Source organism: Nocardia sp. CA-151230, assembly GCF_050942175.1.
GTDB lineage: Bacteria > Actinomycetota > Actinomycetes > Mycobacteriales > Mycobacteriaceae > Nocardia.
Window position 1 is genome coordinate 7,250,460 of record NZ_CP192061.1, and the last position, 10,795, is coordinate 7,261,254.

Consider the following 10,795-nt stretch of genomic DNA (forward strand, 5'->3'; position numbering starts at 1 on the left):
ATGGACGATCCGGATTCGACGGCGGCCCTGCGCGCGGCGCTGCGCCGCGCCACCGCGACGATCAAGGAGCTACGCGAGCAGTCGCCGTCGACCCCGGTCGGCGGGCCCATCGCGGTCATCGGGGTGGGCCTGCGCTTCGCCGATGGCATCGAGGATCTGGACGCCTACTGGGCGGCACTGCGCGCAGGGCGCAGCCTGATCACCGATATGCCCAGGCACCGGCGCTGGCCCTTCGAGGACGAATGGGACTACCTGCCGACGCGGGGCAGTTTCGTCACCGACCCGCTCTCCTTCGACCCCGGTTTCTTCGGCTTCGCCCCCAAGGCGGCCCAGGCCATGGACCCCCAGCATCGACTGATGCTGGAGGTGGCCTGGGAGGCGCTGGCGCACGCCGGGATGGACCCGAACGGGGAGCTTCCGGAATCGGTCGGCACCTACGTGGGCATTGCCGGACGTCAGGACTACGCGGCCTGGGAACCCGAACAGGTCGATCCGCACTGGGCGCTGGCCATCGGCGGTGGTTTCGCCGCGGGCCGCATCGCCTATCACTTCGGATTCAGCGGCGGCGCGGCCGGATTCGACACCGCGTGCTCCTCCTCGCTGGTGGCCGTCCACCACGCGGTGGCCGCGCTGCGGCGCGGTGAATCCGACCTCGCGCTCGCGGGCGGTGTGAGCCTGATGCTGTCGCCGCGCTCCACCGCGGTCATCCAGCAGACCGGCGCCATGGCCCCCGACGGCTTGTGCAAGGCCTTCGACGCACGGGCCAACGGTTATGTCCGGGGCGAGGGCGGCGCTTTGCTCGTGCTGAAGCGGCTGGCCGACGCCGTCCGCGACAACGATCGGGTGCTGGGTGTCATTCACGGCACCGCGGTCAACCAGGACGCGCGCTCCTCGGGTTTCACCGCGCCGAACGCCGAGGCTCAGCGCCGGGTGATCGAGGCGGCGCTGGCCGACGCCGGATGCAAGCCCGAGGAGATCGGACTGCTGGAAGCGCACGGCACCGGCACTTCCCTCGGCGATCCCATCGAGGCGAGCGCCATTGTCGCCGCGCTGGGTACCCGAAACGGCGGCAAGCCATTGCATGTGGGCGCGGTGAAGGCCAACCTCGGCCATCTCGAGGCCGCCGCCGGAGTGGCCGGGCTGATCAAGGCGCTGCTGTGTGTTCGCGAACGCACGGTGCCGCCGCTGGCGCACTTCCAGACGCTTAACCCGCGAATCGATCTGGAGGGCAGCGATATTCGGTTCTCCGGGCACGAAGTCCCGTGGTCGCTCGAAGAGGCGGGCCCGCTCGCCGGGGTGAGTTCGTTCGGCGCCATCGGCACCAATGCGCATGTCATCGTCGGCCCCGCGCCGGAGGGCACCCCGGCGCTGCCGCCGGGCGGCGACATCCAGCGACCCGGATGGAATCGGATCCCTTGCGCCCCCGCATTTCTCGGTACGGCGCCGAGAGTTCCGCGGTAGCGACCGGCTGAAACATGTCCAACTCAGTGCAATTCGAGATCGATAGGGGTATGGCGTAGTGGCTGCCTTCTTCGAAAGTGTCGGCGGACAGTATGTCGCGACCGAATGGGCGGTCAGCCCATGGGCGCCGTCGCAGGTGGCCGGGACGGCGGTCTGCGGGCTCCTGGCGCGGGAAGCCGAAACACACGATCCCGGACCGCTGTTCGTGCCGGCGCGGTTCACGGTCGATCTGTTCCGACCGGTGGTCTACGAACCGATCCGGTTTCGCAGCGAGGTGGTTCGCGACGGCAGGCGGGTGCGTGTCGTCGATGTCGCGCTCGAGCAGGCCGGTGAGGTCCGGGTGCGTGCGACCCTGATGTACTTGGCCGCAGGGGAGCAATCGCCGGGACAGGTCTGGCAGCCGGACCGGCAGTTCGCGGCGCCGCCGCCGAGCGCCGAATGGAATCCGATCCAGTTCAAATTCGGCGAGCAGGACTGGACCGGTGATTTCGCGGCGGGCCTGAACGGCGATCGCAAGTCCGTATGGCACGACGTGGCCCCGATGGTCGAGGGTGAGTCCAACTCGCCGCTCCAGATGGCCGCCTATGCCGCCGATACCACCAGCATGCTCTGCAATTGGGGAAGCGCGGGCATCGGGTACATCAATTGTGATGTGACCCTTACGCTTTCGCGCCCGCCTGAGAGCTCCGAGGTGGGCTTGCAGGCCCAGGAACGGATCACCGCGGGTGGCATCGCGATCGCCGCGGCCACCCTGTACGACCGGAGCGGCCCGCTGGGCGTCTCCGTCGCGTCCGGCATCTCGAACACGCGCCGGGCCGTGGACCCTGCCGCCTTCGCCGCCGAGGTCTCCGCGACAGCGCAGGCCCAGTGAGCGATGGCCATCGGATGAGAACTCCACGGATCGCCGTCATCGGCGCCGGAATCTCCGGCATCTGCATGGGAGTTGCGCTGCAGCGGGCCGGATTCACCGACCTCGTCATTTATGAGAAGGCTGATGATTTCGGCGGCACCTGGCGGGACAACACCTATCCCGGGCTGGTCTGCGATGTGCCGTCGCGGTATTACCAGTTCACCTTCGCCCCGAATGCGCAATGGCGGCACATGTATTCGTCGGGCCCGGACATCCAGCGGTATCTCCTCGGGGTGGCCCGCGCGCAGGGGCTGCACCAATGGACGCGTTTCGGTGTGGAGGTGACCGGCGCGACGTTCGACGGCGTGCGCTGGCAGGTCAGCGCCTCGGACGAGACGGTCGAGGATTTCGACTTCGTGCTGTGCGCGACGGGTTTTCTGCATCACCCGAGTTGGCCCGATATCGCCGGCCTGGACGAATTCGGCGGCGACGTCATGCATTCGGCGCGCTGGCGGCACGATATCGAGCTGACCGGCGCGCGGGTCGGCGTGATCGGCACCGGATCCACCGGCACGCAGCTGGTCGGTGCGCTGGCGGGCAAGGAAGCCGAAGTCGTTGTGTTCCAGCGAACTCCGCAGTGGATTCTGCCGACCGTCAATCGGAAATACACGCCGCTGTCGAAGGCGCTGTATCGGCGGGCGCCGGTGCTCGGCGTGGCGTCCTACTGGTTCTTTCGCGCCGCCTTCGCCGCCGCCTCGCAGGGTCTCGTGCATCCGGGCCGGATGCGCCGGTTCATCCAGTGGGTGGTGGAACAACATCTGCGGTCGGTCCGGGATCCCGAGCTACGCCGCAAGCTGACACCGGACTACCAGGCCATGTGCAAGCGCATGGTGGTGTCGGACAGCTTCTACCGGGCCGTTCAGCGTCCCGATGTCACCGTGGTGACCGACGGCATCGACCGCGTCGAGAAGCGCGGCGTGGTCACGGTCGACGGGCGGCTGCGTGAACTCGATGTCCTCGTGCTGGCCACCGGGTTCGACTCGCACGCGTACATGCGACCGATGGCGATCACCGGCCTCGGCGGCCACACCCTGGATCAGGCGTGGGCGAGCGGCCCGCGCGCCCACGAAAGCGTCATGATCCCGGAGTTCCCCAACCTGTTCATGCTCATCGGCCCGCACAGCCCGGTCGCCAACCATCCGCTGACCGCGATCGCCGAGGCGCAGTCGGTCCGCATTGTCGGCTGGTTGCGACGATGGCGCGCGGGCGAATTCGAGACCGTCGCGCCGACCCGGGACGCCACCGACCGCTATAACGCCCGCATGCGCGAGGCCGCGCCGAATACGGCATTGGCTACCGGCTGCCGCAGCTGGTATCTGGGCGCGGACGGCGTGCCGGAAGTGTGGCCATGGAGCCCGCACCGCTACGAGAAGCTGATCCGCAGCGCTCCGAACCCGCTCGACTACCACCTGACGCCGTGCCCGGCGGAACGGAAATGACACTGTGGACACGCTGCTCTGGCGCTTCCTCACCTGCGTGGTGAGCCGCTGGTGGTTCGGCCCGGCCCCGGACTGGCCCACGGTCCGTGCCCGGATCGACGCGGGCACGACCTACGCTCGTGCCCCGCGCGGTGTCGCCGTGCGAACCGGTCGGCTCGGCGGCCTACCGGTCGAAGTCCTGAAGCCCCGCGCGGCTCCTCCGGACGCTGCCGTGCTCTATCTGCACGGTGGCGGGTACGCTCTCGGCACACCGCGCATGGCCCGCACCCTCGCCGGTGCGCTGGCCGCCGCAATGGACACCACGGTGCACGTCCTGGATTACCGCCTGGCTCCCGAACACCCCTATCCGGCGGCGATCGAGGACACTGTGGCCGCGTATCGGGCGCTCGTCGATGCTGGAATACCCGCTGAACGCATTGCGGTCGTGGGTGATTCGGCCGGAGGGGGACTGGCGGTGGACCTCGCCCTGCAGCTGCGCGGCGAACCCTTGCCGCAGCCCGCCATTCTGGGACTCATCTGCCCGATGCTGGACATGACTTCGAATTCCTCTGCTTTCCAAGGTATTACGAACAGAGACGTGGTATTGACTCCGTCGTTGCTGGCCGGGCTGATCGACGCTTATCTGCCGGGTGTCCCGGAGTCCGAACGGCGAGACCGCTCGCCGCTCTACCGCGATATCGCCGGGGTTGCCCCGATCGTCATGCATTCGGCCGGTGACGACCTGCTGAGCGGGGACGCCCGCCGCTTCGCCGCGCACGCGGCGGAATTCGGTGTGCCCCTGCGGCATCGCGAATTCCGCGGGCTGTGGCACGTCTTTCACAGCATGCCCATCGGCGTCGCCGAGGCAGCCGTCGAGGATTTCGCCGCCGCCCTTTCGGAAGGTATCTACGGCCGCGCCGGTGCGCTCGATCGGGTCAGGGGCGCACGCGCTTGTTCACAAGTCATTTCATGATCGAATCACTGTACACTGATCTAGAACACGTTACAGCGCAGGGGAAGTCGAAGAGGGGCACCAGCGATCTTCGAAAGATATTGAGCCATCGTTAAATTCGCGCAATTCAGCCCAGTGAATATTGAGAAAGGTTGGCGCAGTGGCGTATTCGAACGCATGCGTCGATGGGGAGGGTCCAATGGACATAACGCAATGTCCCGTACATCGGTATCCCTCGGAGACGATGAGATCGTTGCACCTGGATCCGGTCATGGACGAGGTCCGGGGATCGGGCGGCATCGCGCGGGTGCAATACCCCTACGGTGACGCGGCATGGCTGGTCACCGGATACGAAGACGTACGAACCGTCTACTCCCAGAAGGCATTCAGCCGCACCGGCATGTCGCAGGAGTCCGCACCGCGGCTCACCGCCGGCCTGCTGCTCCAGGGCGGTATCGGCAGCCTCGACGACAGCATCCACACCAAACTGCGGCGGGTCATCGGCCGGGAACTGACCCCGGCGCGGATGGCCGCGTTGCGCGCCGCCGCCGCGGCGATCATGACCCGGCGGCTCGCGGAACTGGCCGCGGCGGAACAGGGCGACTACGTATCCGTTGTCGCCAAACCCTACTCGCTGAATGTGCTGGGGGAGCTGGTCGGCATCGCCGAGGGCGATCAACAGGACGTAGGGGAGTGGGTGAGCGCGCTGCTGGCCGATGCCTCGGTGGCGGACGCTGGCGCGCGCAGCGCCGAGACCGCACTGCAGGATCTCGGCAAGTACGTACTGGGGCTCATCAAGGCCCGGAGGACCACGCCCACCGGCGATTTCGTCTCCGACCTGGTGCTGCACGGCGACGACCTGGAGAAGTGGGAACTGGTCACCGTCGTCTTCGCCCTGATCGTCGGCGGCTACGAATCGTCCGCGCACATGCTGAGCAAGATCGTGCTGCGGCTGCTGCTCAGCCCCGACCTCCGCGCCGAACTGCGGGTACATCCGGATCGGATCCCGGGTGCGGTCGACGAGCTGTTGCGCACCATCGCCCTGGCCGGCGGTGAGGGACTGCCGTGGCGGGTTCGTGAGCCCATCTCGCTGGGCGGCGTGGACATGATGCCCGGCGACTTCGTTGTCCCGTCCATCGGCGCGGCCAATTTGGATCCGACCGTATACGCCGATCCGGAGCGGGTGGACCCCACCCGAAACGCGAAGCCCCACATGGCCTTCGGCTACGGCGCGCGCTACTGCCTGGGTAACCAGATCGCGCGTACGGAACTCGAGGTCGCGATCGGCATGCTACTGCGCGATTATCCCGACGCGCGGCTGGCCGTCGAGCCCGAACAGGTGCGCTGGCACGACGGATCGGCGGTATGGCAGCTGGCCGAACTGCCGGTCGCGCTGGGCGCGCCTTCCTACGCCGATGAGGCGATTCTCGAAGTCAATGGAGGTGTGATGTGAGCCTGACCAATCAGCGCAACAACCCGTTCACCGAACCCGAGCGAGCCAAACTCATCGAGCTCGGGCGCAAACATGTCATGGGCTTGGAATTCACCGATATGGAGGAGGTCTGGATCAGCTCGGGGATGGAGCATCTACTGTTGCAGACGGTCGGCCGCAGAAGCGGGAAGACCCACAAGGTGGCGCTGCCCTTCTGGGTGGACGGGGCGGGGCACCGCATCGTGGTGGCGTCCTTCATCGGAGCGCCCCAGCATCCGGCCTGGTACTGGAACCTCACCGACACCGGTGCCAATGCCGAGGTGCGGGTCAAGGTGCGGTCCGCCTCCTTCCAGGCGCAGCCGGAGATCATCGAAGAACCCGAGTACGAACGGCTTTGGGCGGCCTTGACCACAGACCGGCCGTTCTACCAGGAGTATCAATCCCGCACCGAGCGCCGGATTCCCCTCGTGCGATTGCGCGAACTGTGAGCGAGATTTCCGTGGCGGCGTTGCAGGGGGTTCCGGTCACGGCCCTGTGGACGCTGTGGACCCGGGCGGTCGAATCCGCGGCGTCCTATACGGATTTTCGTGACATCCTCGCCGAAGAGCTGTGCGAAGCAATCGATTTCGACTTCCGGACCTTCGGGCACCCCGCCCGAACCCAGGTGCTGCGGGCACGCACCATCGACGCGGAAATACAGCGCTTTCACCGGGATTCGCCCGGAGGCACCGTCGTGGCGCTCGGTGAGGGTCTCCAGACGACCTACTGGCGACTCGGCGCACCGGACCTGGACTGGATCTCGGTGGATCTGCCGGAGATGATCGACCTGCGGCGGCAGTTGTTACCGACCGAAGCACGGATGCGGTCGGTGGCCATGTCGGCCCTGGACCGCGCCTGGTTCGACCTGGTCGACGGCACGGATGTGCTGATCACCGCCGAGGGGCTGTTCATGTACCTGTCGCCGGATGAGGTCTTCGCCCTCATCGGTGATATGGCCCAACGGTTTCCGGGTGCGAGCCTGATCTTCGACGTGCTGCCGCCCGGGTTCACGAAGCGCACGGCGAAGGGCGTGCGGCTATCGCGCAAATCGGACTACATGGTTCCGCACATGCCGTTCGGCCTCACCGTGCCGCAAACTCGCGCACTGCCGCAACGAATTCCGGGAGTCGCGTCCTACCGAGAGCTTCGGATGATTCCGGGGCGCGGCTGGTCCGGTCCGCTGGCTCTCGGGGCCCAACGTCGGCTGCCGCTCATTCGCGACCATCGGCACCTGATCGCGCAGTTGACCTTCCGGTAGCCGCCGGCGCGAACCCAGTCGACTGGTACCCTGCCCGAGCAGACGTCGGATTTCTGCGATAGCGAGTGGAATGAGGTCGCTGCCTACGCTTTTGGGGAGATCGCGGCGGTGACGGCGAGATAAGTGTGGGCGAGCATCGCCAAGGAGATGTGCCGGTACCAGGCGTCGTAGCGGCGGACCTGGTACCGGTCGAGCCCAACATCGGTTTTCGCGGTCTGGAAACAGTCCTCGACCGCCCACCTGGCGCCGGCGACGCGGATCAGTTCCTCGTCGGTCGTGCCGATCGGAGCGCCGCAGAGATAGTAGGCGATCTCGAACTCGCCCTTGGTATTGCGGGTCAGTGAGCGCCTGGCCAGCAGCCACCGTCGGCAGCCTGGACCCGCCTCGCTGACCGACCCGAGCGTGGCGACCCACCGGGCCGGGACACCGGCATCGAGAGCACGGCCCAGCATCCGCTGCGCCAGAACCTGTTTGGTCGCAAAGACAACCTCGTCGGGCACATTCGCCGCCTGGCAGCGGTCGCGGTCCTCGGTCCAGGATTTCGGCAGATACAACTCCGCATCGATCAACGTGCGACCCTTATCGGAGGCGTAAGCGCAGAACACCCCGAGCTGACAGTTTTCGACGCGACCTGCCGTTCCCGAATATTGCCGTTGCACCCCAGCAGATTTCGTGCCTTATGACGAGCCGGCGGTAATGCCGACGAGGGATGCAATGCCGCGGGCAGGCGTTGCCTGCCTGCGGCATTGGGCTGCCGACAACCCCCGTTCGGACTCCAGATAACGGCGATACTCGCTCAGCAGAACATCCTGCGCAGTGGCCGCGACAACCGCCGAACATGGTGGGGCAACCCGCAATTCGCGCAGATACCCCAGTATCGGCATGACCGCGCGAACGGTCACGCCGATGCGCAGGCCCCGAGCGCGACGGTCCCGCAGGAACTCCCCGGCCACCTCGCTCGTCAGTCCCGCGCCGGTCAGACCGCGGCCGGACAGCCAATCACTCAGATCCGCCAACAGATGCACGTGATCGACGATCGTGTCCAGGGCATATCCCTGAGCTGCCAGTTCACGGCGTAACCCGTCAGCGAACGGCGCCAGCGGGCCATCCACAGCGATCGAACCCCAGCACCGTGCTCCGTCTCGAGATTCCATGGTCGTCTCCTGTCATCGATGGGACTCATCGACAACCAGAGACACCCGAACCGGACCCACCACCACGAAATGCCCCTCAATCAGCCTCGGACAGCGACCTCAGAGCCAATCTCCTGGCCGCACTTCGGCATTACCGCCGGCTCGTCATAAGGCACCAAATGCCGACATCGGCATTTCACTCCCTTCTTGACGAATCCTGTCTCGTCGACGATCAGCACACCGTCTCGGTCACCCAGGTGTTCGACCGCGTACGCGCGAACATCATCACGCACCCCATCGACGTCCCAAGCCGCCTTGTTCAACAGTCGCTGCATCCCATCCGGGGTCTGATCGCCCGCAGCCTTCGGCCAAGGTCCAGCCGTTCTTCCCGGCCAGCGGCGCCAACAGGCCACGCACATACGCCCTGGCCCGCAACCGCGGCTCCGCCCGGAAGAACCGGCCAGCCACCCGCCCGAGCAGATCATCCAACCCGGCCACCCACGCAGCCAGGTCCTCTGACTGTGACTGGTCATCACGGTCAGGCAGGGCGTTCGTCATGTGGGCACCATGAGCACGCCACCCGCGCATCCCGCCAGCGATGTTGCACGTGTATTGCACGAAAAACGGCCGGTCACCGCAAAACCTGCGATGACCGGCCGTTTCTCTGTGGAGCTAAGGGGACTCGAACCCCTGACCCCCACACTGCCAGTGTGGTGCGCTACCAGCTGCGCCATAGCCCCGGATGGTTGCCGCGCGGTTTCCCGGGCGACTGGGAGAAGGTACACCACGGGACCCCCTCTAGTGCAAATCGGCTGGAAATATGGGTGGGCAGGGGGTGGGCGCGCGCGCGTACAGTGGGCGGTGATTCGTTGTCGTCCGGGGTGGTTCGCGGGGAAGGCGGCCGCTCCGCGGGGAAGGTCGGACGCCGGTGAGGCTGATCAATGGCCGGTACGAGCTGCGGGAGCTGGTCGGCAAGGGCGGGATGGCCGAGGTCTGGGATGCCTGGGATCGGCAGTTGCGCAGGCAGGTTGCGGTCAAGGTGCTCGATGCGGGCAGTGTCGCGGTGCGGGCGCAGGACGAGCAGGTGGCGTGGCAGCGGTTCGAGCGGGAGGCGCGGATCGCGGCGCAGATGAACTGCACCAATGTGGTGATGCTGCACGACTCGGGGGTGTTCGCCGAGAACGGGTGCCGCTCACCGTTTCTGGTGATGGAGTTCATTCACGGGGAGAATCTGCGGCAGTTCATGCGGGCCCAGGAGAACTGGTCGTTGCCGGCGCTGGCCCGGATTCTCACCGACGCGCTCAGCGGGCTGGTGTACGCGCACTCCAAGCAGGTGGTGCACCGCGATATCAAGCCCGAGAACATCATGATCTGCCGCGACGGCACGGCGAAGCTGGCGGATTTCGGCATCGCCATCGAGATGCGAGAGAACATGCTGCGGCTCACCCGCACCAACCAGGTGGTGGGCACGCAGAACTATTCCGCGCCCGAGTATCTCGAACACGGCAGGTTCACCCATCTCAGTGACGTGTACTCGTTCGCGGTGGTGTGCCATGAGGTACTGGAGGCGGTGTTCGCGCCGGCGCCGCTGCCCGGCCGGCTGAAATCGGTGCTGGATCAGGCGCTTTCGCCGGATCCGTCGCTGCGTTTCCAATCCGCGGCCGAATTCCAGCACTATTTCCGGGACGCGGTCCACTCCGAGACCCGCAACCTGACCCGAACCATCAAGGGCCCCAGGCCGGAACCGGTCACCGTGCCGGTGCGCGCGCGGACGAGCGTCCTGACCCCGGGCCCGCCGGTGCGGCCGCCGGAGGAACGGCACGGCGTCGACCTGCCGGCGACCGGGTTGTGGGGCATCTTCGTCCGCCCGGCCCTGGAATACCGCCAGCGTGTCCTGGCGGGACTGACCCGCGACGACCCCCGCTACATCGGCGGCGTGCTGCTCGGCGCGGCCGGTGCCGGAATCGCGTTGGGCTGGCTGGTTTTCGTGCTGCTCGCCTGGGTGATCCTGTCGATCGCCCACCACCTGTGAGGAACTGCGATGAACAACCGACGGGCCGGCCTGGCCTGGCAGCAGTACGTGTACGCCGGATCCCGCTCCTGGCACTGGCTGCGGGTGGCGTCCGCGGTCGGTGGGGCCTTTTTCCTGGCCACGCTGCTGTGGCTGACCTACACCGTGCTCTGAGGGGTGC

Annotated in this window: 10 protein-coding genes, 1 tRNA gene and 2 pseudogenes; 9 read left to right on the forward strand and 4 right to left on the reverse strand. The window is 66.8% G+C overall.

Translation table 11 applies throughout. The features are described from left to right. The 7 genes from ACQP1O_RS34120 (at position 1) to ACQP1O_RS34150 (ending at position 7,470) form a co-directional block, all read left to right on the forward strand. The gene (locus ACQP1O_RS34120; RefSeq protein ID WP_433562477.1) at positions 1 to 1,461 is read left to right on the forward strand and encodes a polyketide synthase; all 1,461 of its coding nucleotides are present in this window, start codon (positions 1 to 3) and stop codon (positions 1,459 to 1,461) included. Between the two features lie 58 nt (positions 1,462 to 1,519). Then, positions 1,520 to 2,332 carry an acyl-CoA thioesterase domain-containing protein gene (locus ACQP1O_RS34125; RefSeq protein WP_433562478.1) on the forward strand — a complete coding sequence of 271 codons (813 nt, stop codon included), beginning with the start codon at positions 1,520 to 1,522 and terminating at the stop codon, positions 2,330 to 2,332. A gap of 14 nt (positions 2,333 to 2,346) precedes the next feature. Further along, positions 2,347 to 3,810, forward strand: coding sequence for a flavin-containing monooxygenase (locus ACQP1O_RS34130; protein WP_433562479.1), 1,464 nt, complete (start codon positions 2,347 to 2,349; stop codon positions 3,808 to 3,810). A 4-nt stretch (positions 3,811 to 3,814) separates the two neighbouring features. Continuing rightward, complete coding sequence (locus ACQP1O_RS34135; protein WP_433562480.1) at positions 3,815 to 4,762, forward strand: alpha/beta hydrolase; 948 nt, start codon at positions 3,815 to 3,817, stop codon at positions 4,760 to 4,762. Positions 4,763 to 4,985: 223 nt separating this feature from the next. After that, entirely contained in the window at positions 4,986 to 6,194 is a 1,209-nt protein-coding gene (locus tag ACQP1O_RS34140) for a cytochrome P450 (protein ID WP_433562481.1), read from the forward strand. Continuing rightward, positions 6,191 to 6,661: a nitroreductase/quinone reductase family protein gene (locus ACQP1O_RS34145; protein WP_433562482.1), complete on the forward strand. Its 471-nt coding sequence runs from the start codon at positions 6,191 to 6,193 to the stop codon at positions 6,659 to 6,661. Before ACQP1O_RS34140 ends, ACQP1O_RS34145 begins: the two co-directional genes overlap by 4 nt. Continuing rightward, the gene (locus tag ACQP1O_RS34150) at positions 6,658 to 7,470 is read left to right on the forward strand and encodes a class I SAM-dependent methyltransferase (RefSeq protein ID WP_433562483.1); all 813 of its coding nucleotides are present in this window, start codon (positions 6,658 to 6,660) and stop codon (positions 7,468 to 7,470) included. The genes ACQP1O_RS34145 and ACQP1O_RS34150 overlap by 4 nt, the downstream gene beginning before the upstream one ends. Before the next feature lie 83 nt (positions 7,471 to 7,553). Here ACQP1O_RS34150 and ACQP1O_RS34155 read toward each other — a convergent pair. The 4 genes and pseudogenes from ACQP1O_RS34155 to ACQP1O_RS34170 all read right to left on the reverse strand — a co-directional run. Further along, positions 7,554 to 8,147: pseudogene (locus ACQP1O_RS34155) on the reverse strand (IS701 family transposase); the annotation flags it as partial. Beyond that, positions 8,148 to 8,582, reverse strand: a complete 435-nt coding sequence (locus tag ACQP1O_RS34160; RefSeq protein WP_433562484.1) for a hypothetical protein — start codon at positions 8,580 to 8,582, stop codon at positions 8,148 to 8,150. It abuts the pseudogene before it with no gap. Between the two features lie 215 nt (positions 8,583 to 8,797). Beyond that, positions 8,798 to 9,161: pseudogene (locus tag ACQP1O_RS34165) on the reverse strand (transposase); the annotation flags it as partial. 109 nt (positions 9,162 to 9,270) lie between these two features. After that, positions 9,271 to 9,343: transfer RNA gene (locus tag ACQP1O_RS34170), tRNA-Ala, on the reverse strand. 188 nt (positions 9,344 to 9,531) lie between these two features. Between ACQP1O_RS34170 and ACQP1O_RS34175 the strand changes: the two genes are divergently transcribed. Then, the gene (locus ACQP1O_RS34175; RefSeq protein WP_433562485.1) at positions 9,532 to 10,635 is read left to right on the forward strand and encodes a serine/threonine-protein kinase; all 1,104 of its coding nucleotides are present in this window, start codon (positions 9,532 to 9,534) and stop codon (positions 10,633 to 10,635) included. Positions 10,636 to 10,644: 9 nt separating this feature from the next. Next, entirely contained in the window at positions 10,645 to 10,788 is a 144-nt protein-coding gene (locus tag ACQP1O_RS34180) for a hypothetical protein (RefSeq protein WP_356999350.1), read from the forward strand. Positions 10,789 to 10,795: the final 7 nt, after the last annotated feature.